The sequence below is a fragment of the Dyella flava genome (genome assembly GCF_016904955.1).
In the GTDB taxonomy this organism is placed as follows: domain Bacteria; phylum Pseudomonadota; class Gammaproteobacteria; order Xanthomonadales; family Rhodanobacteraceae; genus Dyella_B; species Dyella_B flava.
In genome coordinates, this window is record NZ_JADIKE010000037.1 from 518,433 (window position 1) to 540,994 (window position 22,562).

The window sequence follows — 22,562 nt, forward strand, 5'->3', positions numbered from 1 at the left end:
GTGACCTGGAGCGGTCAGCGACATGCGCAATACAGGCTGCGCCCGTCGCCTGCAAGATTCCGCTTCAATGAAAATGCTTTTCTAAAGAATGCACTGACCAAGTCGCGGCATGCTGTCATGACTCATGACAAACATCGCGACTTGTAAATCGGTGTCGTGGTGATCCGTAATAAAACCGAAGAGATAATGATTCGGGGCCATTGCCCATTCGGTGGAGTGCCTGAGGGCGTACACCGGTATCGGCCACCCCGGCAGGGCTTGCCTACCATGGGCACAAGACCCATATGCTCAGCACGCGCATACCGCGATCACGTCATAAAAGCGCATAATATCGGGGTTAAATAACAGCCTAGGGAACGTTTATGCTTAAGACGAAGCGTGTGCTTGCGATAGCGCTGGCCGGTATCTTGCTGGCCGCCTGCTCGCACAAGGACAAGGATGCCCCCCTGGCCTTCGTGCCGGCGGACACCCCCTACGTCATTGCCAATCTCGACGTGCTCGATGACAGCACGCGCGGAGCCATCCTGGCCCAGGCCGATGCCGAGATGCCGGCACAAGTAGCGCAGATGAAGGCGCAGGCCGACCAGATCGAGGCGACCGATCCGGACATGGCCAAGTACCTGCGCACGGTGGCCGGCGAGTTCGACGGCAAGACCGCCGAGCAGGTCATCCAGGACACCGGTATCGATCCCAAGGGCCATGCGGCGTTCTATGGTCTGGGTCTGTCCCCGGTGCTGCGCTTGCAACTGGCGGATATCCAGGCATTCCAGAATTTCGTCACCAAGATCCAGACCGATTACGGCAAGAAGTTCGACGTGGTCACGCTGGGCGCGCAGAGCTACCAGCGCTATGTCGCAACGGCTTCCCACCTGCAGTTCATCATCGCGGTCGTCGGCAAGCAGGCCGTGCTGGCCATGCTGCCGGATGATGCGGCGCAGCCGCTGGTGCGCCAGGCGCTGGGCCTGGACCGCCCAAGCAAGAGTATTCAGGACACCGACGCCCTGACCGATCTGGCCAAGGCCAAGGGCTACGCAAAATGGGCCGTGGGTAAGGTCGATCTGACCAAGCTGCTGCCGCTGCTCGCCGATGGCAAGGATCCGATGGCGCTCACCCTGCTCAAGGCCCGCGCTGAAAGCGAGTCGGCCAAGACCGGCGAGCCGGTGGCTAACTTGATGCAGGTTCCCGCCAGTTGCCAGACCGACGCGAACCGCATCGCTGCGCGCATACCGCAATTCAGCATGGGCTACACCACGCTCGACGGCAAACGCCGTGACATCCGCTTCGACGTATCGCTGGCCAGCGATATCGTCAGCGCGTTCAATGGCCTGAAGGTGGAACTGCCTGGTCTGGGCAGCGACCCCAGCGCGCCGTTCGAACTGAGCCTCGCCCTACCCATGAGCCAGTTGCGCGCTTTCTGGAGCGCACAGGCCGATGCCGTGGCAGCCCAGCCCTTCAGCTGCCCGATGCTGGAAAACCTCAACGACAGTTTCAGCAATATCGGCGAAAGCGCGCAGAAGGCAGCCGTACCGCCGATCGGCGATCTGCTTGGCCTGCACATTGCGCTGGACAGCTACACGCCCAACCCGAACGGCGGTATGCCGAAATTCTCGGGTCGCCTGGTGATTGGCACCAACAACCCAGCCGGTCTGCTGGCGATGGCGCAGGTCACCAGCCCCCTGATGGCAGGCTTGAAACTCACCATGGACGGCAAGCCGGCCGCCTTGCCTCAGCCGCTCACCAATGCACTGGGCGAAACGGGTTGGGCAGCCATGGGCAGCAAGTCGCTTGGCATAGCAGTGGGTGACGGTGAAGACGGCAAGCTGGCCGATCTGCTCAAGCAACCCTCCGGCGACACCGGCGAACTGATGCGCATGCACCTCGACGGTGACATGTACGCCAACTGGATCAAGCTGCTGGCCGACCGCGCCGAAAATGAAGCGAGCATGGCGGCCACGATGAACCCGGACAGTTCCGATCCGCAGACTGACCAGAAGAAAGCCGACACGGCGCTTGCCAACACCAAGGCGCAATTTGCGGCGATGGAGTCGGAAGCGGAGCACATCAAGGCGATTGGCGCGAATGTGCAGATGGGTGATCAGGGCCTGGTGATCACGACGCATACCGAGTTGAAGTAAACGGGCTGAGCAACGCCCACTCGCAAAAAAGGAGCCTCAGGCTCCTTTTTTGTTGCCGTGATGCAAGCCTGTGCTAGCGGCGCAGGAATCCGCCACCAAGACCGTTCTGGTTGGAGCGATCCTCCTCCAGTTCCACACCTTCCAGGCCTTGTGACAGGGTGTGCGCATCGCCACCTTGCGACAGCTTGATACGCAGGCGCACTTCGTTGGCGCTATCAGCGTGGCGCAATGCATCTTCGTAACTGATTTCGCCCGCCTGGTAGAGCGTCACCAGACTCTGGTCGAACGTCATCATGCCGAGGTTGGTGGATTCCTTCATCACTTCCTTGAGTTTGTGGATCTCACCCTGGCGGATGTAGTCCTGCACCAGCGGCGTGCCCAGCATCACTTCCATCGCAACGCGGCGTGCCTTGCCATCCGGCGTGGGGATCAGCTGCTGCGCCACGATGCCCTTGAGATTCAGCGACAAATCCATGAACAACTGCTGGCGCCGATCTTCCGCGAAGAAGTGAAGAATGCGATCGATCGCCTGGTTGGCGTTATTGGCGTGCAGCGTGCACAGGCACAGGTGACCGGTCTCGGCGAAGTTGATCGCGTACTCCATCGTTTCACGGGTACGCACTTCGCCGATCAGGATCACATCGGGCGCCTGGCGCAACGTGTTCTTCAGCGCGTTTTCCCAGCTGTCGGTATCAATGCCCAGCTCGCGCTGGGTGATGATGCAACCCTCGTGCTTGTGCACGTATTCGATCGGGTCTTCGATGGTGATGATGTGGCCGGTCGAATTCTGGTTGCGGTAGCCGACCATCGCCGCCAGCGAGGTGGATTTACCGGTGCCGGTCGCACCCACGAAGATGATGATGCCGCGCTTGGTCATCGCCAGCTGCTTGATCACCGGCGGCAGGCTCAGTTCCTCGATGGTGGGGATCTTCGATTCGATCCGGCGCAGCACCATGCCCACGCAATTGCGCTGGTAGAAGCAGGACACACGGAAACGGCCCACGCCCTGCGCGGAAATCGCGAACTGGCATTCGTGGGTCTTTTCGAATTCTTCGCGCTGCGAAGGCGTCATCACGTTGATCACCATGTCGCGCGACTGCTGCGCCGAGAGCGGACTCTGGGTGATCGGTACGATACGTCCCTGCACCTTCATGGAGGGCGCCACGCCAGCCGTGATGAACAGGTCCGAGGCCTTCTTGTGGACCATCAACTTTAAGAACGAGGTAAAGTCGAATTCACTCATGGCACTCTCCCCTAGGGATATCTATCAGGACGGGGAGACGACTCCCCATCCGGCCTTACTTGAACACTTCCTTGTTCTTCGCATACCCGACCGCCTGCTGGCGCGCGATCAGGCCGCGCTTGACCAGGTCGAGCAGGTTCTGATCCAGCGTCTGCATGCCGTACTGCTGGCCGGTCTGGATCGAGGAATACATCTGCGCCACCTTGTCCTCGCGGATCAGGTTGCGGATGGCGGGAATGCCGACCATGATCTCGTGCGCCGCCATACGGCCGCCGCCGACTTTCTTCAGCAGCGTTTGCGAGATCACCGCGCGCAACGACTCGGACAGCATCGAGCGCACCATCGGCTTTTCGCCAGCCGGAAACACGTCGATGATGCGGTCGATGGTCTTGGCGGCCGAGCTGGTATGCAGGGTGCCGAACACCAAGTGACCAGTTTCCGCGGCGGTCAGCGCCAGGCGGATGGTTTCCAGGTCGCGCAACTCGCCCACCAGAATGTAGTCCGGGTCTTCACGCAGTGCCGAACGCAAGGCTTCATTGAAGCCGTGCGTGTCGCGATGCACTTCGCGCTGGTTGACCAGGCACTTCTGCGAGGTGTGCACGAATTCGATCGGGTCCTCGACGGTGAGGATATGACCGTATTCATTCTTGTTGATGTGATCGACCATCGCCGCCAGCGTGGTGGACTTGCCCGAACCGGTCGGGCCGGTCACCAGGATCAGGCCCTGCGGCTGTTCGATCAGCTCGCGGAAGATCTTCGGACAACCCAGGTCGTCCAGGGTCAGCACTTCGGACGGAATGGTACGAAACACCGCACCCGCGCCGCGATTCTGGTTGAACGCGTTGACACGGAAGCGGGCCAGGCCGGGAATCTCGAAGGAGAAATCGACCTCGAAGAATTCTTCATAGTCGCGGCGCTGCTTGTCCGACATGATGTCGTAGATCAGCGCATGCACTTGCTTGTGTTCCAGTGCCGGGATGTTGATGCGACGCACGTCGCCATCCACGCGAATCATCGGCGGCAGGCCCGCCGACAGGTGCAAGTCGGACGCCTTGTTCTTCACCGAGAAGGCAAGCAGTTCGGCGATATCCATCGGATGTTTCCCCTAAACCGATCGTCAATGATGGAAGCTCGGCCACAAACAGGACGACGGTAAGTCACCTTGGATGGACGCGCGGACACGGGCAGATCTGCCCGCCGCTCCCCCTATCCCTTGCAGCCGGCTTGATACTACTCGGGGCAGTGGTGAAACAGCCAGTCTTTCAATTGCCTAAATGCGCGCGTGAGCACAGAAAAGTCGGGGGAAGCAAGCGCCGCACAGCACGCGCCTGCTGCGATCTTCGGGCTCGCCGCCGCTCCGGCGAAGGCCCGGCCCCCGTCACTTTCCTCGATCGAAGACGCCCGGTTCTGGCCCTCCGCGTTCGCCAGAGCCGGACCAACCAGTTCTTAGTAACACCCCACCTCCGGTAAGGTATGCCACTTGGAATCAGCCGGATTTGGGCAACATGACACGTATCGCATTCATCGGTGGCGGCAACATGGCGCGCAGCCTGATCGGCGGCCTGCTGAAAACCGGCGCGGCGGCCAGCAACCTGCGCGTAGCCGAGCCGCTGGCACAGGCACGCGACGCCCTGGCCCGCGACTTTGGCGTGGCTACCTTTGCCGATAACCGGCAAGCGACGGCTGACGCGGACGTGTTGGTGCTGGCGGTAAAACCGCAGATCATGCCGACCATCTACGCCGAACTGCGCGACACCTTGCAGCGCAACCGCCCGTTGCTGCTCTCGATTGCAGCCGGCGTGCGCATCGACCAGTTGGAGCGCTGGTTCGGCAGTCTGCTGCCGATCGTGCGCTGCATGCCCAACACCCCTGCCCTGATCGGCGCCGGCGTCACCGGCCTGTGCGCCAATCCGCGTGTGACACCGCAACAGCGGGAGCAGGCGCAGCACATCCTGGATGCGGTGGGCGTCACCCGTTGGATCGATGATGAAAAGCTGATGGATACGGTGACCGCCGTTTCCGGCTCCGGTCCGGCCTATTTCTTCGCCATCGTCGAAGCCTTGGAGGATGCCGCCGTCGCGCAGGGCATGCCGCGTGAAACCGCGCGGATCCTGGCTACCCAGACCTGCCTTGGCGCAGGACGCATGCTGGCGGAAAGCAACGAAGCACCTGCCACCTTGCGCCAGCGCGTGACCTCACCGAACGGTACCACCCAGGCGGCATTGGAAAGTTTCAGCGCCGACCAGCTCCCACGTGTCGTGGCTCGCGCCGTAGCCGCTGCGACACGCCGCGGCGAAGAACTGGCTGCCGCGCTCGACAAGGAATAATTAGGAAAACCCTGATGCCATATCTGCTAAACGCTTTGTCGATGCTGGTCCAGGTGGCCTTCGGTGCCATCGCCACGCTGTTCCTGGTGCGTCTGGCTGCTGAAGCCACGCGTGCGGACTTTCACAACCCGCTCAGCCAGTTTATTTATCGCTACACCAATCCGGTGCTGGCGCCGGTCCGCCGCGTGCTGCGGAACTGGCGGCGCATCAACCTTGCCGCCCTGCTGGTCGTGTGGCTGGCCTTGCTTATCGAGCGCCTGCTGATCTTTGTCCTCAGCGGTTTCATGCCGCTCATACCGGGCTTGCTGGTGCTGTCGCTCGCCGATCTGCTCGACTTCATCCTGCTGTTCTACATCATCGTGATCTTTGGCTGGTCGCTGCTCACGATGTTGTCAGTGGATCCGTATCAACCGCTGGTCCGGCTGGCCGGCCACATCGTCGAACCGGTGCTGCGTCCGCTGCGGGGCAGGCTGGTGGTGGGGAGCATTGATTTTTCTCCGACCGTGGTGGTGATTGTGCTGCTGTTGGCGCGCATCCTGATCGCCGCGCCATTGTCTGACCTCGGCGCTCACCTTGCGATCACCAGCTGAGCGCCGCGAACGCTCAGCACCCGCTTAAAAGCAGCCCGTGCTGTGCGATCCGATCGCCGGATCATGGACCCGGCTGCGCCAGTCGAAGTGGTTGCTATCGACCGGAATCAGGTCCAGCCAGTACTCCGGCACCGTTTCGGTACGCTCGCTCATCTGGGCCGGGAAGCCGGCGGCGGTGATCTCATCCCGCCGCTTGCGTGCATTGGCCGGATCCTTGAACAAACCCAGCGACACGGTGTTCTGGTTATCGCCGGAGCCCACCACAAAGTAATCCTGGATATTGCGCGCACCAAGCTCACGCGCCTGCGCCAACGCCGCCGCATGATTCGGGCTGGGCGGCAGATGCACCCACCAGCCCTTGCTTTCCGTCGTCTGCTCCTGGCGCGCACGCATGCGCTGCACTTCTGAGCCAAGTGCGTTGCGCGCAATGCGCAGATCTTCCTGCGTCGCGAACGGACCCAATGCCATGCAGGCGTAGCTGAGCGCATTCGGCGAGGGCGGCAGTATGCTCGCTGAGGCTGCCGGCGCGGCGGTCACTGCCGGCGCCGGAGCAGCCGCGGATGACGGGGTGAACGGCGTGGCAACCGAAGCGGCATGTGCAACCGTGGTTGCCGGCGGCGGCAACTCCGACAGCAGGCGCAGCTTCGGTACGCCAGGGTCGGTCGCCAGGCGCGCGTGCGTGTCGTTCTGGCCCAGTAGCAGCCATGCACCAACCGCGATATTGAGGGCAATCAGCAGCACGAACAGCAGGCGCAGGAACATCGGCCATCCACCGTCTTGGGTCGAGCGATTCTAGGGCTAGGTGCATCCCGGATGTGAGTCAGCCCACACAAGCAGGCCGCGCAAGACGCTGTCGGCCGCCACTTCGGCAGGCAGATCCAACAGCGGCAGCAATAGGGTGGCGTCGCCGCCATCCAGCAACACGCGTTGCATGCCATGGGTGTGCTGCCTGCTGATATTTTTGGCGAAGCGTTCCACCAATGCCGCCACGGCTTGCCAGCAACCCGACGCCACCGCATCGGCGGTGTTGTCGGCCACGTCACGTATTACACCCGGATGCTCGGGACGCACGCGCACCGTGGCGCCAAGCAATGACTGCTGCATGAGCAGGGGCCCCGGCGCAATCAAGCCCCCCAGGTGCTGCCCGTCTGCGGTCAGCGCATCAAGTGTCAGCGCAGTGCCGATGCCGGCCAGCACGCAGGGCGCGTGTCCGGCAGCGTGCGCGGCCACCATCGCAAGAAAACGATCCACGCCCAGGCGATGCGGTTCGGCATATGCATTGCGCACGCCGCAGCCCTCGGCAGGCGTGCGCACCCACATGACATCGCGGGCAAAAACGTCTTTGACGAGTGTTTCCAGTTGCGCCTCACGGGCCGCATCGACGACCGATGCGCCGAGCACACGATCCGGACAACCAAGTGCTTTCCACGCCGATGGCAGCACCGCGGAAACATTTTCATTCCACGCCACCGCACCACGCGCGGACCAGCCATCGGCTGTCGCGAAAGCCCACTTCAATCGCGTATTGCCCAGATCAAGCAGAAGTCTCATGCGCGGCGCACCGTCACGTCAGCACTATCGATACATTGCATGCCGTTGGCGGTTTGCACCTGCAGCGCGCCGCGTGCATCGATGCCGGCCCCCATGCCATCGAATTCACCGGCAGCACTACTTATGCGAAGTGGAATACCGCACAAGGCATCATGCCCGGCATATTCGTCGATAAAAGCCGCGAAGCCTTCGCGCTCGAACTGATCCAGCCCCTCGACCAGGCTCGTGATCAAGGCCGCCGCCATGTGGTTACGATCAGGCGGCACACCATCGGCAAGACTGGCCAGATCGCACACGGCTTGTCCCGCCTGCTCGCGCAAGGCCGGGGTCAGCCGCAGGTTGAGTCCGATACCGACAATGGCTGCACACGGCCCCTGGTACTCGCCGCTGAGTTCAACCAGGATGCCGGCCAGCTTGCCGCCATCGGCCAACACATCGTTGGGCCATTTCAGCCGGGCTCCATCGATGCCCAGGGCATGCAAGGCACGCAGCACAATCACCCCCGTGGCCAGCGACAAGCCCGATAGCGCGGCAAAGCCCGCCTCGAACCGCTTCAGGCAGGACACATAAAGATTCAACCCCGGCGGCGACAGCCAGGTGCGCCCTCGCCTTCCGCGTCCCGCCGTCTGTGTCTCCGCCATCACGATGCTGAAATCCGGCGCCTGGATGCCGCGCCGCTGCAATTCGCTTGAGGTGGAATCGAGCTCCCAATACAGATCCAGCGCCCCCACGCGACGGGCGATGGCCGTGGGTAATCCGGCGCGGATACCAGGCTCATCCAGCATCTGGATCGGCCACGGCAAACGGTAGCCGGCCGCGCCGGCGGACTCGATCGGCACGCCTCGATGACGCAAGGTTTCGATCTGCTTCCAGATCGCCGCGCGAGTCAAACCCGCTTCGGCGGCCAGGCGCGAACCGGATAACGACTCCCCAGTGGCCAGGGCGGCCAGGATCTGTTGCGGCTGCATGGTCTCAGTAGTCCAGGAGACAATCGACCAACAGGGGCCGCATAAGGTAATGGGAACAAGAACGTAGCATCGGCAGATTCTACCGGCTGGCGCGCTTCCAGCCACGCTCCCGGCCAGGGCACTGGCGTACCGGCGGGGTTTCTGGGACCATCCGGGAGATAGAGGGGCTGATTGCCATGCGTGCCACACCGCTACTGCTCGGATACTTGCTGAGTCTAGGCGCCATCGCTAACGCGACGGCCGCCGGGACGACGGCTACCAGCAGCATGGGTACGGGTACATCCGGTTCCAGCTATAGCGGCACCAGCCATACCGCCGAACACAGTGCCAGCCACGACACGTCGCCGGTGAGCGGTGACGCTTTGAGTATTCCGCGCGGCGCCAGCGGCTCGTCTGGATCATCCAGCAGCAGCCATGCCTCCAGTTCCAGTAGCGCTTCGGACGATGCCCCGGCTCATATGGGCGGCAGCGACGCAACGTCAGGCGATTCGTCGCGCAGCTCTGGGCTGGGGTGGCAATCCCTGCTGCCCGGTTCGATTCAATAAGCCTTGCCCGAACAGGTTTTAGTTGGGCGGCAACATCACGCTGAAACGCGCGCCGCCGAACTCTTCCGAGCGATCCACCGTCAACTCGCCCCGATAGGCGCGCACGATGTCCTGCACGATGGACAAGCCGATGCCATGCCCCTGCACGCGTTCATCGCCACGCACGCCGCGTTGTAGGACTTTCTCGACCTTGTGCTCGTCGATGCCGGGGCCATCGTCTTCCACGCTCATCAATAGGCCCGGGCGCTGACGCCCTGCCTGCGGCAGCACCTTCACCACCAGCAATACGTGGTGGCCGGCCCATTTGAAGGCGTTCTCCAGCAAATTGCCCATCAGCTCGAGCAGATCACCCTGTTCGCCGTAAAACGCCGCACCATCCTCGATATCAAATTCGCACAGTACGTTTTTCGCGGCGTAGACCTTTTCCAGGCTTTGCACCAGATCTTCGGCGTAACCGGCAACCGGCACGGCGCTGGCAAACGTCTGGCGTCCGGTGGTGGCGGCGCGTGCGAGCTGATAGGCCACCAGCTCATCCATCCTGCGCACCTGGTCGAGCACCGGAAGACGCGCCGTCACGGAAATGTCGCTGGACGATTCAAGCTGCGAACGAATCACCGCCAACGGCGTTTTCAGACTGTGCGCCAGATCGGCGAGCGTATTGCGATAGCGCGTGCGCTGCTCGCGTTCGCTATCGATAAAGGCATTGATGCGCTCGGTAAGCGCAGTCAGCTCGATCGGATATTGGCTATCCAGGTGATCGGTATCACCGCGCTCGACGCGGCTCATGTCATTGGCCACTTTGCGCAGCGGCGTCAGGCTCCAGTACAGCAGCATCAGCTGCAGCACGATCAGCATCACGCCCAGCGTGGCCAGCCAGCCAACCAGGCTGCGCCGGTAGACGGCGGTATTACCCTCCAGTTCGTCTTCGGTCTGCGCCACGGTGAAAGTGAGGCGCACGGGATCGTGATCGGGCACGTCCAGCGCCACGCCGAAGCTGTAGTAATAGAGTCGTCCCAATTCGGTATCGACCGGGCCGACAAACTGCGATTGCCCCGGCTCCAGCTGATGCAGGAAGCTGAAATCACGCCCCAGCGCAGACGACGACTCCCAGTGGAAATCGTTGCCCAGCACCACCGCATACAGGCCCGAGCCCGGACGCGCGAACATCGGATCCGGCGGCGTGTCCGGCATCAACGGCTTGCCATCGCGGCGCACGTCGGTGCCGGTGATGTAGGAGATCACATTGTCGTGCAGGCGATCCTGCAGCTTGTTGAGCTCACTGGCCGCATAGGTGCGCGACAACGTCCAGCCGATGGCGCCCAGGAATGCAGCCAGCACCAGGCCGGTAGTAAGCGCAGCGCGCGCCGCCAGTGAGAACGGGCGGCGCTGTGCTGCATCATTCGTCTTCGCTGCGAGGAATGGCAAAGCGATACCCGCGTCCGCGCACCGTCTCGATCGGCTTCATCGCTGCGTCCGGATCCAGCTTCCTGCGCAGACGGCCAATGAAGACTTCGAGCACATTTGAATCGCGATCAAAATCCTGCTGATAGATGTGCTCGGTAAGATCGGCCTTCGACACCAGTTCACCGGCGTGCAGCATCAGGTATTCCAGCACCTTATATTCGTAGCTGGTGAGATCGACGGGCTTGCTTTCCACCGACACGGTCTGCGCCGTGGTATCGAGCTTGATCGGACCGCAGGCCAGCACCGGCTTGGACCAGCCGCTCGCGCGGCGCACCAGCGCGTTGATGCGGGCGAGCAATTCCTCGACATGGAAAGGCTTCACCAGATAGTCGTCGGCACCGTGCTTGAGGCCTTCGACCTTGTCCTGCCAGCTGCCGCGTGCGGTGAGAATGAGGATGGGGTAGCGCTGACCGGCTTCACGCAAGGCCCTGACCAGGTCCATACCCGACATCTTGGGCAGGCCAAGATCGATGATGGCCAGGTCAAATGGAACTTCGCGACCCAGGTAGATGCCCTCTTCGCCGTCCTGGGCGGTATCCACGGCAAACCCATCGCGCTTGAGGCGGGCTGCCAGCGTCTCGCGCAGCGGCGCTTCGTCTTCGACCAGGAGGATGCGCATTAGTGTTTCTCCTTCTTGCTTCCGCCATTGGGGGACTTCTTGGTGGATTGTGCCGCAGCCGGTGCACGGGTGGCATCTGACGGAACGGCCAGGACACGAACATGTCCCTCGGGCGTCAGAACCTTGATCCGATATTCCACCCTGTGCCCGATCTGGCGCGGCTCAGCCGACAGTACCTTGCCGCCGACCTGTTGTTGTACACGCACAACGGCCTGATCCAGGCTCAAGCCGTTTTGTGGCGACGACTGGGCTGCGGCCGTGCCAGCCACCAGCAGCCCTGCAACTGCCATCGCCCATGTTAGACCGTGATGTGAACCCATAGACCCGTGAGTTGAGGGGCCGGAAAGGCATCCGGCTGAGCCGACATACTGCGGAATCGGGGCTGAATAATGACCGGACGACCAATAGGCGCGGGCGCCAGGCTAGGCCGCAACCCGCATCGGGGTGATCGCCTGCTCAATCAATGACCAGCCCGCACCGGATTGATGCGCCCCCTCGCTCAGGGTACGCCGGAATCCACGCGCCCCCGGCTCGCCCTGATACAGGCCCAGCAGGTGCCGGGAGATATGTTTCAGCGAGGTGCCTCGCGCCAGCTCCGCCTCGATATATGGACGCATATGCTGCAAAACATCTTCACGCGCCGGCAACGGCAGGCCGTACAAAGCCGCCTCGACCCGCGCCAGTACGTAGGGGTCGTGATACGCCGCGCGCCCCAGCATCACACCGTCCACGTGCGTTAGATGCTCCTGCACTGCTTCCGCCGTGGTGATGCCGCCATTGATAATCACCAGCAACTGCGGAAATTCACGCTTCAGGCGATACACACGCTCGTAGTCGAGCGGCGGAATTTCGCGGTTCTCCTTCGGCGACAAACCCTGCAGCCAGGCCTTGCGTGCGTGCACCACCAGGATCTCGACACCGGCCGCAAGCATGGTCTCGGTGAAATGCTGCAGGTCCGCATACTCGTCCTGATCATCCACACCGATCCGGCACTTCACCGTCACCGGCACTGATACCGCATCGCGCATCGCCTTCACGCAATCGCCCACCAGCTCCGGCTCGCGCATCAGGCAGGCGCCGAAGCGCCCGGACTGCACGCGATCGGACGGGCATCCCACATTGAGATTGATCTCGTCATAGCCGGCCTGCGCACCGTAACGCGCCGCCTCGGCCAGTTCCTGCGGATCGCTGCCACCCAGCTGCAAAGCGACGGGATGTTCCTGCTGGCTGTGCTCCAGCAGGCGCAGCTGCTTGCCGCGTACCAGCGCGGCGCTGGTCACCATCTCGGTATAAAGCCGGGCATGGGGCGACAGCAGCCGGTGGAAATACCGGCAGTGGCGGTCGGTCCAGTCCATCATCGGTGCGACGGACAAACGCCAACTCTCGCTATTGAGCGACAGGCCGTTCTTTTCAGCGCTTTTTGCGGGATCACTCATAATTTATTGCCGGATATATTCGGCCATTTTCGCACGTTTTTTCGACCTCGATGTAACATGAAGTGCAACGCAAGGAGGCATGTTGCACCGTGGGACCGATTCTTACGCGCCCCAACAGACAGGGCGTGACTCGATATTCGGCCATCATCCGTTTTAAAAAAGGCGGAAAAGTTGTCCATAGTGAATTCGAAACGTTTGGCCGCAAAGCACTCGCCAACGAGTGGATGCGGCGGCGCGAATCGGATCTAGACAGCAGCCGAGCGCAGGGCGAGCCATTTGGCAAACGCTATATGCTGGGCGATTTGATCAAGTGATATCGCAAGGAGATTGGTGACATCACATCGGTCAAACTGGAGAACAGAGCTTCGGTAAGCGATCACGTAGCCCTGGACGACGTCCAGGACAGCGACACGTAGAGGACAGCCATCGACTGGGGACTCACCATCAGGCCGCCGACCGCTTACGCGCGGTCCTGGCAGCGGCTTTCACTGGCTTTGAGTTAGATGGCCTAGCCACCTTGGCCACCTTCATTGTCTTGGGCCTTGGGGGCTTAGCGGATTTTGCGGTCACCCGAAAATTGACGCCCAACGCGGCCACAACCTTAGCGATGGTGAAAAACCCCGGCTTGGCGCCTGGTTTGAGCGCCTTGTAAAGGCTCTCGCGACCCAGGCCGCTAATTTCGGCGATCTGTGACATGCCACGAGCACGCGCGATGTCCGACACCGCGGACAAGAAAAGGTCATCATCGCCCGTGGCGAGGATTTCATTCATGTAGGCCGCAATGGCCTCGTCGCTGTCGAGATATTCGGCAGGGTCGAACGTCGATAATTTAGTAGACATGGCTACGCTCCACTTTCTATTTCTTTCTGGATATTGCTCGGACGCTCACGTATCACAGTCCGCGAGTATCTTTTTCGCCTTCTCGATATCTTTGCGCTGGCTCGACTTATCACCACCGCACAGCAGCAAATAGATCGTCTGGCCCTTCTTGGCCATGTACACCCGATAGCCTGGTCAGTGGTCGATGCGCAACTCCGTGATGCCATCAAAATGCTTGGCGTCCCCAAAGTTGCGCCTCAGCAAGGCGCTTGATGCGTACGATCACCTTGGCGCGTGCAGTCATATCCCGCAGGCCTTTCATCCATTTGGAGAACTCGTCCGTTTGTTTGATCGTGAACATGCGCATAGTGTATCCATATGGATACACATGCGTCAACGTCATCGCTAAAGCTTACGACGCGCTCCCGATATTGCGGCTCAAACTTAAAGCGTCGACATCGCGGCCGGTGATCCAATCGCCCGGCGTCGCTGTAATTTATCCATCCGGCCAGCACGCGAACCGCCAGAAATGGATGGACCGAAAGACACTGAGCCCCCCCCGATTCACCCGAATGGGCTCGATGCAATAAATCAGCACAAAGTATCAGTCAGCGCGGCAAACTCCGCGCTGACTGATGCCACAGTCATACCTTCCCGTCACTACTCTTCGGCGATATCACACGAGACATCGCTAGCGGGGAAATAGGTGTCAGGGATGTCCGCATAATGGAAGCCACGGGTAAGAGAAATAGCCGTGATGCGTCCGTCCGGCGCTGTTTTAATAGAAATATGCCGGGCTATGGCCCAGTTACTTGTATTACCGGGACCATGGTCGTAAACGCCATAGATGAGGTCCTTGCCTCTTTTGCATAGCACTGTGAAATTGTGCGCCCAGGAACGCGTAATCGGACGCCAACCGTCGGCAGCATTCGGAGCTTCAGTTTGCGCATTGCCATTCGCCGCGCCAACCATCCCGATAAGAGCCAGCGCGCATCCCACACCCTTTTTGACTTTCATGCCCCCTCCGCGTGATCCGTGTCGACCCCAAGGCCTTTTCCGCTTTCTCGGCCACCCTTTGAGAGTCTTTAGGTCGAAGCGGCACTTGTCAATTGGCGTCCGATCAGGAGTGCAACAAGAATGCAACATACGAGTTGCCGGCACTCCATAAAGCCAGTCGCACCAGGACTCCGCGGGCACTATCGATCCATTTCATCATGCGGGCTACGGACAAGCGAAGCATCGCATGGAGTTTCCAGTAAACCTGCTTAATTGCTCAGCTACTTCTCTCCATCCCTTTTTGAACTGCTTCACACTCAACGCCTGTAGCAGGCAACGCGTTCCTCCAGCGTGCCGGCATGCAACTCATACAGGTGGTTATCGAAGTCGTAGAAGTAAAGCGAAGCGCCTTCACCCTCCACTCTGGATCTCGGCGGCCTGATATCGACACCCAGTCGGCGTAGCCTTTGCTCGAACAGCGGCAAGTCGGCTTCATCGACTTTGAAAGCCAGGTGCCGATAGGTTCGCTCTGCAGGAGGCGAGCCTTCCATCGCGGCGATCCACACGCCACCCAGCACAAAAAACTTTTCCCTGGATAGCGAAAAGTTCTCGCCCTGACTGTCATAGACCTCTTTCGCGCCCAGGCCATCACATAAGAACGTCGCCATTCGGTCCAGGTCCCGGACCAGAAAGGTCACGTGGCTGATACCGTCGATCGCCATCAAAATCTCCCGAGCACGTCGATCACGCAAGTCTGCCTTGGGCAAAAGCAATCGCGAACGTGTCTTTACGCACACGCCAGCATTCTCTCACGCTACCGACCACCCTACGATTTGCGTACAATCAGGGCATTCACTATTTGAACGGTTGATGGGTGGCCCCAACCCGATCCGTTGCGTACACATGGACGGACACCGTGGTGACCGATGAGTGTTTGGACGGGATGGTCATACGACCTAGATCCAGAACGGTGACTGGTCCGTTCTTGGCACCGCACACAAAACAGCGGCTGAGGGTCAAGACTGTATGGGAGATACCTGTCTCTGGTCATCACGGAGACGGGTATCTATTTGCCTATTGACGAGAGCGGGGAAATGGCAGCCCCTTTCCCCGCTCGAACCTTTCCCTCAAATTACGAATGTGCGCAAAAATCTTCAGAACGTTTTATGCGTCACCGTGCCGCTAGTCACCCAACTGCCATTGAAGTAGGAAAGCTCGTCATACACAGTAATGGGCCCTGATGTTGCATTTAGCACCATGCTTACGCTAGACCCTGTATTACAGAACGACGTATTCCCAGACATCTTGAATTCAATGGGGCGGTTATTTGTAGCAAGCGCCGCAATGTGAGAGGCGTATGCATTTTCTCCGGCTTGGCTATTGAAGTAACTGGAACATGAAGTAAACGTCATGCCATGAATGTCCACGACTTCCGATGGAAGTCCAGTGGTAGACGACGTAGATGTTTCCATCAACCATCCATCATTTTTGTTGCTCTCGGCACCGCAACTGACGAAAGCAATTCCCACCATATTCGTCATGGCATAGCCCCAGAGGTTATTGTCGGCGCCGCATGATATAAAAGATGAATAAGTCATGCCGTTTAGTGACCATCCAATTCCAGTGTTGTTGCTGGCCCAACAGCGGCTCGCCTTAATCGACGTATGGTAGCCATTGAAGAGAAAGCCTATGCCATTATTACCAGTTGACCAGCATTCCTCGACTGTTCCCATATAAGCATTGATGAACGCAAATCCGTTGTTACCACAATTTTGAACTCGAACGTTCCTTATGGTGAAAAGTGAGCAGTAAGTTGATCCACCCACTGTATTACCCGCGCCAACCAAAACGCCGTCGCCAGGCGCTCCGTTGATCATGATGTCTTCAACACCAAACTGCGCGCCGAAATTGAATGTCAGACCTGCTGATCCAGAACTGGCCGCCGTAAAATCCAAATACGTGCACTGAGGCCCATCACCACGGACGATAATGTTGTGCACGTCGCCAGTAGCATATGACGTGAAAGCAAGAGTCGCGCTGCATATGTATTGCCCGGCCGGGAAGTACAAGACACCGCCACGGTAGTCGTTGTTTTGTTGAAGGGAACTGATCGCCGCCTGGATTGCCGCCGTATCGTCTGTGACTCCATTCCCTGTGGCTCCGAAGTCTTTAACATTCGTCCATATTGTCGAGGCCTGTGTTTGAGCACTCGATTCGCTGGAAACCATCGCCAAGCTGCCACCGATTACCAGAGGAACAGCGCCAAGAAATTTCCGTCTTTCCATGGATCCCCCATAATGAAGGTGATTGATGAAATGATTTTTTGCGAGTAAGCATATAGATTGCACGGCCTACGTGATCAAAGGCCACATCCCGCGCGCACGTTCTGTGCTCGCAGCAACGCCATGATTCTTGATGCGACTCACCCGATGCGGTAACCGCGCCGCAATATTGACAAACGCCGCCCCAGCGAAGCGGTACGACTGACGTCCATTGTTTTCCCCTGTCGTTGTAGCGAGTGACAACCGGCGGAAACCTGCCCGTCGGCACGTGAAAAGTTTGTGATGATCTGTCTGCGGGGTAATGACAGCTGTGATCGTGTCTACCGACAACGCACTACAGAAATATCCACGCAAGATGTTGCCCCATTCGCCCCACCAGATCGCCTCACCTTAAAAACGGCACACTGTTCCTCACGCAGTGTGCCGGGAAGCGATCCTACGGCACGAGCGTGTTATCCATCCGTCTCCGTTCTAAGCGTGCCGACGTACTGACGCAGGTAGTACAGCGCGGCATGCAGCCCACTGGCTTGTGCGGGGGTTAACGGCCAGGGGCTGACGTTGTTGCGCCGGGCTCGGGGAAAAGCACGCTGGTAGGCGTCGCTGTACGCGAGCAGGTCCTGAATCACTTGACCGGCCAGCGCGGTGCCGGCGAGTCGCATGGTGTCGGTCAGCTTTTTTTCCTGCGCAAGGCTCAGGGGATAAAGCTGATAGTCGGCGAATGGGACGGATTTGGATTGCGGTTCGGGGGGAACCGATGGGCAAACAGGTGCCGTATGATCTGTGGAGACCATTTCAACTACCTCACAGTTGTTGTGGTTTAGCGGGTCGTGGGAGTTGAGACCTCTCACGATCCGCGACTTCCATACATTGCTGCATGGGTCATCGGCGCTGCCTGGTACGCGTTGACGCTGATGACGGGGTCTAATGTATCGAAACGAAGCATTGAAAAATGTAGGGGTTTTCCGGCGATTGGTGTGCGTGGTGGGCGTTGCCATACGCCCACTTCCGCCGTCGGCGAAACCGGCGGCGCGACAGGCCCATCAAGCCCTGATCCCAGGCGGTCCGATCGGCAGACCGCTTGTCCAAGCCGCCAGCGGCCCCATATGAACGGCGTCCATAACACAGCCACGGGCCAAATCGCGTAACCTATAGCCCCTATTGCCGGACAAACGTCTGGCGCTCGTACGGCAACGGCACCCCAGCCTCTCCCCGCGAGCCAGCCCGCTGTGTGGCACAGCGCGCTTCCCCAACCGCACAATCCGAGAAGACAAACCTATGGTGGCTTTGGCGACCGAACAAGTCATTGACGTACATCACTGGAACGACAGCCTTTTCAGCTTCCGCACCACGCGCGATCCAAGCTTCCGTTTCGACAGCGGCCAGTTTGTGATGATCGGCCTGGAGGTGGATGGACGGCCGTTGATGCGCGCGTATTCCATCGCCAGCGCCGCGTGGGAAGAGCATCTGGAATTCTTCTCGATCAAGGTGCCAAACGGACCGCTCACCTCGCGCCTGCAACACCTCAAGCCCGGCGACCAGCTCACCCTGAGCCGCAAGCCGACCGGCACGCTGGTGCTGACCGACCTGAAACCCGGCAAGCATCTCTACCTGCTCGGCACCGGCACCGGCCTGGCGCCTTTCATGAGCATCATCCGCGATCCGGAAACCTATGATCGCTACGAGAAGATCGTGCTGGCGCATGGCGTGCGCAACATCAACGACCTGGCCTATTCGAACTATCTGCAGAACGAACTGCCGCAGCACGAATACCTCGGCGAACTGGTGCGTGAAAAGCTGATCTACTACCCCACCGTCACGCGCGAGCCGTTCCGCAATCGTGGCCGCATCACCGACAACATCGTCGATGGCGCGATGGCGCAGACCATCGGCCTGCCCCAGCTCAATCCGGAAACCGATCGCCTGATGCTGTGCGGCAGTCCCGCCATGCTTGATGACCTGTGCGCTTTGCTCGATGCGCGTGGCTTCCAGGCGTCGCCACGCACGCGCGAGCCGGGTGATTATGTGATTGAGCGGGCGTTCGTCGAGAAGTAAGGTCACATCGCGCAGCAGTCGCGATGCTTGCTGCGTGGCACGCAGTGGGTAGGTTGGGTTAGCGCAGCGTAACCCAACGGAATTCCATCGAAGCGACAAACATCGTTGGGTTACGCTGCGCTAACCCAACCTACCCAACCTACTCGACCTGCGCGTGCATGTGGTCAGTCGCGCACGCGGCCCTTGCCTTCGTTGTCCCAATAGCCAAACACGCGCCTGGCAATGAGTTTGTACAGGCGCTTGCCGGTCGCCCGCCACAGCCGCGAATGCAACGCCGGCGTTTTCAGCATCGCCTGTTGGCGCAGGCTGAGCGCATGATCGCAGTAAGTACGCTTGTGCTTGAGCAGATGGCGCAGGTCCTCGCGTGCCAGCAAGCGAAACAGACCGCCGCGACGGCCACGTGTCCACGCGATCTGAAAATCCACCAGCGCCGGACGTCCATCGCTGCGCACCAGCCAGTTCGGCTCCTTGGCCAGATCGTTATGCACAATGCCACGGCGATGCAGTTGCGCAAGCAGGCGCAGGGCGTCGCGATAATAGGCAGGGTCACGCGGCTGCGCTTGTTGCATCGGCTGACCGGCGATGTAGCCGCGCAATAACTCGTAGCCATCCCAGCCGAGCAGGTGTGGTACGCCGTCTATGCCATCCAGCTTGGCCAACGCACGGGCTTCGCGCGCGGCGGCGCTACGCGCGAAAGCACGCGCCCACCAACGGGCCGCGCGAATATCGCGGCGGATGATCTGCATCCCGTCGCGCTGGACGATCTCGATGCGGCCGAGCTCGTCGGCCTTCAGCAGGGTGGAATCGCTATGTGGCACGGGCCTTTCGCCAGGGTGGCGCCTGCGGCTTGCCCGCCGCAGGCTGTCAACGGACTATTGTGGACGATTCGCGGCCAAACCGCGTGAGGATGAGCGACGACCATGCTGGATGCCGCACTTTACGTACTCGCCGCCGCCCTGGTCGTGATCGGCCTGATCGGCGCGGTGCTACCCAACCTGCCGGGCATTCCGATGATCTTCGGCGGCATCTGGCTGGCGGCTGCCGTGGATAACTATCGCCACCTCGGCACGACCTGGCTGATCGTCCTGGGCCTCATCGCCGCGTTCGGCATCGCGATGGACTTTATCGCGGCGTCGCTTGGCGCCAAACGCGTGGGGGCCAGTTCGCTGGCGGTATGGGGCGCCTCGATCGGCACCATCGTGGGCCTGTTCTTCGGATTGCCCGGCCTGATCCTCGGCCCCTTCGTCGGCGCCCTGGCGGGCGAATTGTTTTCCAGTGGCAGCGTCCTGCGTTCGGCCCATGTCGGCATGGGCACGTGGCTGGGCCTGTTGTTTGGCGCGCTGGTCAAGCTGGTGCTGTCGCTGATCATGGTGGCGATGGCCGCGGGTGTCTGGCTACTGCATCTTTAGGTACGTCTTTAGGTACATGACGCCCGGCGGGAGACACCGATAAGCTCACCCCACTAAACCCTGGGGATGTCTTCATGACCAAACGTCTTGCCTTGGCCATCACGATGGCGCTGGCCGCCGCTGGATCCGCACGCGCCCAAACCCACCAACCGCCCGCCTGGGTCGCGCGCAGCAATGCCGATGCCCAGGTGCTGCTCGATACGCAGGCCCGCTTCAACCCTGAAAGCGCGTCGCAACTCGGCCTGCCGGGCTACGACGACAAAGTTGCTGACTTCAAGCCGGATGTGGATGCGCGCGAACGCGCCGCGTTTATCCAGGCCAAGACCAAACTGCAGGGCATGCTGACGACAGAGAAAGATCCGAATGTTCGTCAGGATCTGCAGATCATGATCCACGCCGCCGATCTGCAAATCGAAGGCATCGATCTCAACCACAAATACATGCTGCCCTATCAGGACATGGGCCAGCTGATCTTCAACGGCGAGTTCGCCCTGCTCACTGATCAGGTGGACGCCAAGCGCCGTCCGTTCGCGCTCAAGCGTCTGCAATGCTACGTGGGCCAGGCGCCCGGTTGCACTCCGATCACTCAGTTGGCCGAAGCACAGACCACCGCACGCCTTGGCGAAAAAAACCTGCTTGGCCCGTACAAGGGTGATGTGGATCAGCAGCTGTCCAACACGCAGCATTACGTCGACGGCATTCGTCAACTCTTCGCCAAATACAAGCTCGACAATGCCGAGGGCAAGGCGGCGCTGGATGCGATGCAAGCCCAGCTGAAGGATTACGACGCCTGGGTGCACAGCACCATCGTGCCGCGCCAGCGCGACGATTTCCGTCTGCCGGAACCGCTTTATGCGTACAACCTGAAACAGGTCGGCATCGATATTCCGCCGGAAGAGCTGATCAAGCAGGCGCAGCTCGAGTTCGTGGAAGTGCGCTCGACCATGCAGATGATGGCACCCGTCGTCGCCAAGGCCGAAGGCATCGACGCCACCGACTATCGCGATGTGCTCAAGGCGCTGAAGAAGCAGCAACTCGGCAAGGACGACGTGGTGCCGTGGTACCACGAAGTGATCGGCAAGATCGAAGACATCATCCGCCGCGAACATATCGCGACGCTGCCGCAACGCGAGATGCAGATGCGCCTGGCTTCCGAGGCGGAGACCGCGAACCAGCCCGCGCCACATATGGACCCGCCGCCCCTGATCAATAACCACGGCGAACGCGGGACGTTTGTGCTGACCATGGGCAATCCAACCACCCAGGCCAATGCGGCCGATGCCTATGACGACTTCACCTTCAAGGCCGCCGCGTGGACGCTGACCGCCCACGAAGGACGCCCCGGCCACGAACTGCAATTCTCCGCGATGGTAGAGCGCGGCGTGTCGCTGGCGCGCAGCATCTTCGCCTTCAACAGCGTCAACGTGGAAGGCTGGGCGCTGTATTCGGAAGCGGAGATGATGCCCTACGAACCGCCCGCGGGTCAGTTCATCACTTTGCAGTTCCGCCTCGTGCGCGCAGCGCGTGCCTTCCTCGACCCGATGTTGAATCTCGGCTTGATCAGCAAGGAACGCGCACACGATGTACTGCGCTATGACGTGGGTTTATCTGAAGCGATGACCCACGAGGAACTGGACCGCTTCACCTTCAACAGCCCCGGTCAGGCCACGGCGTATTTCTACGGCTACATGCGCCTGGAGCAATTGCGGCTGCAGACCGAACTGGCGCTGGGCAAGAACTTCAATCGCCAGGCTTTCAACGACTTTATCGTCGGCCAGGGCTTGCTCCCGCCGGATCAGCTGGCGGAAGCAGTGCGCACGCAGTTCATTCCGTCGCAGCAGAAGCCGTGACGATCGGCGGCGGGCGGAGCGACAGCGCTCCGCCCTCGACGTTCAAACAAAGGGACACGTGCGCGGCCGTCATTCCCGCGAAAGCGGGAACCCATGTTGCTTTAATGGCAAGAGCTGCTTTAAAGGCAAGAGCAAGATGGGTTCCCGCTTTCGCGGGATGTTTGCAAAACTATCCCCATCCGACGAAGAGGAACGGCGATGCGCAAACAGCCCACGATGAGCTTGATTGATGGTCTTGTGGTCGGCGGAGGTAATGCGCGCCTGGAACGGATAGAG

25 protein-coding genes are annotated in these 22,562 nt (G+C 60.4%); 8 read left to right on the top strand and 17 right to left on the bottom strand.

The genetic code is table 11. The features are described 5' to 3' along the window. Positions 1-362: 362 nt before the first annotated feature. Entirely contained in the window at positions 363-2,135 is a 1,773-nt protein-coding gene (locus ISP19_RS15590; protein WP_204683318.1) for a hypothetical protein, read from the top strand. Positions 2,136-2,208: 73 nt separating this feature from the next. On the opposite strand, the gene ISP19_RS15595 is transcribed toward ISP19_RS15590, so the two are convergent. Together ISP19_RS15595 and ISP19_RS15600 are read right to left on the bottom strand one after the other, a co-directional pair. Beyond that, positions 2,209-3,378 carry a PilT/PilU family type 4a pilus ATPase gene (locus tag ISP19_RS15595; RefSeq protein WP_204683319.1) on the bottom strand — a complete coding sequence of 390 codons (1,170 nt, stop codon included), beginning with the start codon at positions 3,376-3,378 and terminating at the stop codon, positions 2,209-2,211. A gap of 55 nt (positions 3,379-3,433) precedes the next feature. After that, complete coding sequence (locus ISP19_RS15600) at positions 3,434-4,471, bottom strand: type IV pilus twitching motility protein PilT (RefSeq protein ID WP_204683320.1); 1,038 nt, start codon at positions 4,469-4,471, stop codon at positions 3,434-3,436. A 412-nt stretch (positions 4,472-4,883) separates the two neighbouring features. On the opposite strand from ISP19_RS15600, the gene proC reads away from it, so the two are divergent. Both proC and ISP19_RS15610 read left to right on the top strand, forming a co-directional pair. Then, entirely contained in the window at positions 4,884-5,705 is an 822-nt protein-coding gene (proC, locus tag ISP19_RS15605; protein WP_204683321.1) for a pyrroline-5-carboxylate reductase, read from the top strand. Between the two features lie 14 nt (positions 5,706-5,719). Continuing rightward, the gene (locus tag ISP19_RS15610; RefSeq protein WP_204683322.1) at positions 5,720-6,295 is read left to right on the top strand and encodes a YggT family protein; all 576 of its coding nucleotides are present in this window, start codon (positions 5,720-5,722) and stop codon (positions 6,293-6,295) included. A gap of 24 nt (positions 6,296-6,319) precedes the next feature. On the opposite strand, the gene ISP19_RS15615 is transcribed toward ISP19_RS15610, so the two are convergent. Genes ISP19_RS15615 through ISP19_RS15625 form a run of 3 tightly spaced genes read right to left on the bottom strand, consistent with a single transcriptional unit; the run spans position 6,320 to position 8,814 of the window. Further along, positions 6,320-7,057 carry an SPOR domain-containing protein gene (locus tag ISP19_RS15615; RefSeq protein WP_204683323.1) on the bottom strand — a complete coding sequence of 246 codons (738 nt, stop codon included), beginning with the start codon at positions 7,055-7,057 and terminating at the stop codon, positions 6,320-6,322. A gap of 36 nt (positions 7,058-7,093) precedes the next feature. Continuing rightward, entirely contained in the window at positions 7,094-7,846 is a 753-nt protein-coding gene (locus ISP19_RS15620; RefSeq protein ID WP_204683324.1) for a type III pantothenate kinase, read from the bottom strand. Continuing rightward, positions 7,843-8,814: a biotin--[acetyl-CoA-carboxylase] ligase gene (locus ISP19_RS15625; protein ID WP_204683325.1), complete on the bottom strand. Its 972-nt coding sequence runs from the start codon at positions 8,812-8,814 to the stop codon at positions 7,843-7,845. Before ISP19_RS15625 ends, ISP19_RS15620 begins: the two co-directional genes overlap by 4 nt. Positions 8,815-8,990: 176 nt before the next feature. Here ISP19_RS15625 and ISP19_RS15630 point away from each other — a divergent pair, with 176 nt between their 5' ends. Further along, entirely contained in the window at positions 8,991-9,359 is a 369-nt protein-coding gene (locus ISP19_RS15630; protein ID WP_204683326.1) for a hypothetical protein, read from the top strand. A gap of 18 nt (positions 9,360-9,377) precedes the next feature. Here ISP19_RS15630 and ISP19_RS15635 read toward each other — a convergent pair whose 3' ends face one another. The 4 genes from ISP19_RS15635 to dusA form a co-directional block, all read right to left on the bottom strand. Next, the gene (locus tag ISP19_RS15635; RefSeq protein WP_239556835.1) at positions 9,378-10,784 is read right to left on the bottom strand and encodes an ATP-binding protein; all 1,407 of its coding nucleotides are present in this window, start codon (positions 10,782-10,784) and stop codon (positions 9,378-9,380) included. After that, positions 10,756-11,442 (bottom strand): response regulator transcription factor, encoded by a 687-nt coding sequence (locus ISP19_RS15640; protein WP_204683327.1) that lies wholly within the window; start codon positions 11,440-11,442, stop codon positions 10,756-10,758. Before ISP19_RS15640 ends, ISP19_RS15635 begins: the two co-directional genes overlap by 29 nt. Further along, a complete protein-coding gene (locus tag ISP19_RS15645) occupies positions 11,442-11,732 on the bottom strand; it encodes a hypothetical protein (protein ID WP_239556836.1) in 291 nt (96 codons plus the stop codon). The genes ISP19_RS15640 and ISP19_RS15645 overlap by 1 nt, the downstream gene beginning before the upstream one ends. 132 nt (positions 11,733-11,864) lie before the next feature. After that, positions 11,865-12,878: a tRNA dihydrouridine(20/20a) synthase DusA gene (gene dusA, locus ISP19_RS15650; protein ID WP_204683329.1), complete on the bottom strand. Its 1,014-nt coding sequence runs from the start codon at positions 12,876-12,878 to the stop codon at positions 11,865-11,867. 125 nt (positions 12,879-13,003) lie between these two features. On the opposite strand from dusA, the gene ISP19_RS15655 reads away from it, so the two are divergent. Continuing rightward, the gene (locus ISP19_RS15655) at positions 13,004-13,192 is read left to right on the top strand and encodes a hypothetical protein (RefSeq protein WP_204683330.1); all 189 of its coding nucleotides are present in this window, start codon (positions 13,004-13,006) and stop codon (positions 13,190-13,192) included. Positions 13,193-13,322: 130 nt separating this feature from the next. Here the strand turns inward: ISP19_RS15655 and ISP19_RS15660 are convergent, their stop codons facing one another. From ISP19_RS15660 to ISP19_RS15685, 6 genes are all read right to left on the bottom strand, one after another. After that, positions 13,323-13,718 carry an addiction module antidote protein gene (locus ISP19_RS15660; RefSeq protein WP_204683331.1) on the bottom strand — a complete coding sequence of 132 codons (396 nt, stop codon included), beginning with the start codon at positions 13,716-13,718 and terminating at the stop codon, positions 13,323-13,325. Between the two features lie 205 nt (positions 13,719-13,923). Further along, entirely contained in the window at positions 13,924-14,058 is a 135-nt protein-coding gene (locus ISP19_RS21515) for a type II toxin-antitoxin system RelE/ParE family toxin (protein ID WP_338082388.1), read from the bottom strand. 299 nt (positions 14,059-14,357) lie between these two features. Then, a complete protein-coding gene (locus ISP19_RS15670; protein ID WP_204683332.1) occupies positions 14,358-14,714 on the bottom strand; it encodes a hypothetical protein in 357 nt (118 codons plus the stop codon). A 296-nt stretch (positions 14,715-15,010) separates the two neighbouring features. After that, positions 15,011-15,415, bottom strand: coding sequence for a FosX/FosE/FosI family fosfomycin resistance hydrolase (gene fosX, locus ISP19_RS15675; protein WP_239556837.1), 405 nt, complete (start codon positions 15,413-15,415; stop codon positions 15,011-15,013). A 432-nt stretch (positions 15,416-15,847) separates the two neighbouring features. Further along, positions 15,848-16,978 (bottom strand): glycosyl hydrolase family 28-related protein, encoded by a 1,131-nt coding sequence (locus ISP19_RS15680; RefSeq protein ID WP_204683333.1) that lies wholly within the window; start codon positions 16,976-16,978, stop codon positions 15,848-15,850. A gap of 449 nt (positions 16,979-17,427) precedes the next feature. Next, positions 17,428-17,766, bottom strand: coding sequence for a hypothetical protein (locus tag ISP19_RS15685; RefSeq protein ID WP_204683334.1), 339 nt, complete (start codon positions 17,764-17,766; stop codon positions 17,428-17,430). 484 nt (positions 17,767-18,250) lie between these two features. Here ISP19_RS15685 and ISP19_RS15690 point away from each other — a divergent pair, with 484 nt between their 5' ends. Next, on the top strand, positions 18,251-19,027 hold the full coding sequence (locus ISP19_RS15690) for a ferredoxin--NADP reductase (protein ID WP_204683335.1): 777 nt from the start codon (positions 18,251-18,253) through the stop codon (positions 19,025-19,027). A 164-nt stretch (positions 19,028-19,191) separates the two neighbouring features. On the opposite strand, the gene ISP19_RS15695 is transcribed toward ISP19_RS15690, so the two are convergent. Continuing rightward, positions 19,192-19,773, bottom strand: a complete 582-nt coding sequence (locus ISP19_RS15695) for an RIO1 family regulatory kinase/ATPase domain-containing protein (protein WP_239556875.1) — start codon at positions 19,771-19,773, stop codon at positions 19,192-19,194. A gap of 177 nt (positions 19,774-19,950) precedes the next feature. On the opposite strand from ISP19_RS15695, the gene ISP19_RS15700 reads away from it, so the two are divergent. Further along, positions 19,951-20,436, top strand: a complete 486-nt coding sequence (locus tag ISP19_RS15700) for a DUF456 domain-containing protein (RefSeq protein WP_204683369.1) — start codon at positions 19,951-19,953, stop codon at positions 20,434-20,436. A 74-nt stretch (positions 20,437-20,510) separates the two neighbouring features. Continuing rightward, the gene (locus ISP19_RS15705; protein ID WP_204683337.1) at positions 20,511-22,286 is read left to right on the top strand and encodes a DUF885 domain-containing protein; all 1,776 of its coding nucleotides are present in this window, start codon (positions 20,511-20,513) and stop codon (positions 22,284-22,286) included. Between the two features lie 69 nt (positions 22,287-22,355). Here ISP19_RS15705 and ISP19_RS15710 read toward each other — a convergent pair. Next, on the bottom strand, positions 22,356-22,562 hold a 207-nt coding region (locus tag ISP19_RS15710; RefSeq protein ID WP_204683338.1), incomplete at its 5' end, for a hypothetical protein.

Bases quoted from the DNA above. Each gene is read 5' to 3' on its own strand.
- ISP19_RS15645 (WP_239556836.1), bottom strand. From the start codon at position 11,732: ATGGCAGTTGCAGGGCTGCTGGTGGCTGGCACGGCCGCAGCCCAGTCG.
- ISP19_RS15625 (WP_204683325.1), bottom strand. From the start codon at position 8,814: ATGCAGCCGCAACAGATCCTGGCCGCCCTGGCCACTGGGGAGTCGTTA.
- ISP19_RS15615 (WP_204683323.1), bottom strand. From the start codon at position 7,057: ATGTTCCTGCGCCTGCTGTTCGTGCTGCTGATTGCCCTCAATATCGCG.
- proC (WP_204683321.1), top strand. From the start codon at position 4,884: ATGACACGTATCGCATTCATCGGTGGCGGCAACATGGCGCGCAGCCTG.
- ISP19_RS15630 (WP_204683326.1), top strand. From the start codon at position 8,991: ATGCGTGCCACACCGCTACTGCTCGGATACTTGCTGAGTCTAGGCGCC.
- ISP19_RS15685 (WP_204683334.1), bottom strand. From the start codon at position 17,766: ATGGTCTCCACAGATCATACGGCACCTGTTTGCCCATCGGTTCCCCCC.
- ISP19_RS15705 (WP_204683337.1), top strand. From the start codon at position 20,511: ATGACCAAACGTCTTGCCTTGGCCATCACGATGGCGCTGGCCGCCGCT.
- ISP19_RS15590 (WP_204683318.1), top strand. From the start codon at position 363: ATGCTTAAGACGAAGCGTGTGCTTGCGATAGCGCTGGCCGGTATCTTG.
- dusA (WP_204683329.1), bottom strand. From the start codon at position 12,878: ATGAGTGATCCCGCAAAAAGCGCTGAAAAGAACGGCCTGTCGCTCAAT.
- ISP19_RS15695 (WP_239556875.1), bottom strand. From the start codon at position 19,773: ATGCAGATCATCCGCCGCGATATTCGCGCGGCCCGTTGGTGGGCGCGT.
- ISP19_RS15680 (WP_204683333.1), bottom strand. From the start codon at position 16,978: ATGGAAAGACGGAAATTTCTTGGCGCTGTTCCTCTGGTAATCGGTGGC.
- ISP19_RS15640 (WP_204683327.1), bottom strand. From the start codon at position 11,442: ATGCGCATCCTCCTGGTCGAAGACGAAGCGCCGCTGCGCGAGACGCTG.
- ISP19_RS15670 (WP_204683332.1), bottom strand. From the start codon at position 14,714: ATGAAAGTCAAAAAGGGTGTGGGATGCGCGCTGGCTCTTATCGGGATG.
- fosX (WP_239556837.1), bottom strand. From the start codon at position 15,415: ATGGCGATCGACGGTATCAGCCACGTGACCTTTCTGGTCCGGGACCTG.
- ISP19_RS15610 (WP_204683322.1), top strand. From the start codon at position 5,720: ATGCCATATCTGCTAAACGCTTTGTCGATGCTGGTCCAGGTGGCCTTC.
- ISP19_RS15600 (WP_204683320.1), bottom strand. From the start codon at position 4,471: ATGGATATCGCCGAACTGCTTGCCTTCTCGGTGAAGAACAAGGCGTCC.
- ISP19_RS21515 (WP_338082388.1), bottom strand. From the start codon at position 14,058: ATGTTCACGATCAAACAAACGGACGAGTTCTCCAAATGGATGAAAGGC.
- ISP19_RS15595 (WP_204683319.1), bottom strand. From the start codon at position 3,378: ATGAGTGAATTCGACTTTACCTCGTTCTTAAAGTTGATGGTCCACAAG.
- ISP19_RS15690 (WP_204683335.1), top strand. From the start codon at position 18,251: ATGGTGGCTTTGGCGACCGAACAAGTCATTGACGTACATCACTGGAAC.
- ISP19_RS15660 (WP_204683331.1), bottom strand. From the start codon at position 13,718: ATGTCTACTAAATTATCGACGTTCGACCCTGCCGAATATCTCGACAGC.
- ISP19_RS15620 (WP_204683324.1), bottom strand. From the start codon at position 7,846: ATGAGACTTCTGCTTGATCTGGGCAATACGCGATTGAAGTGGGCTTTC.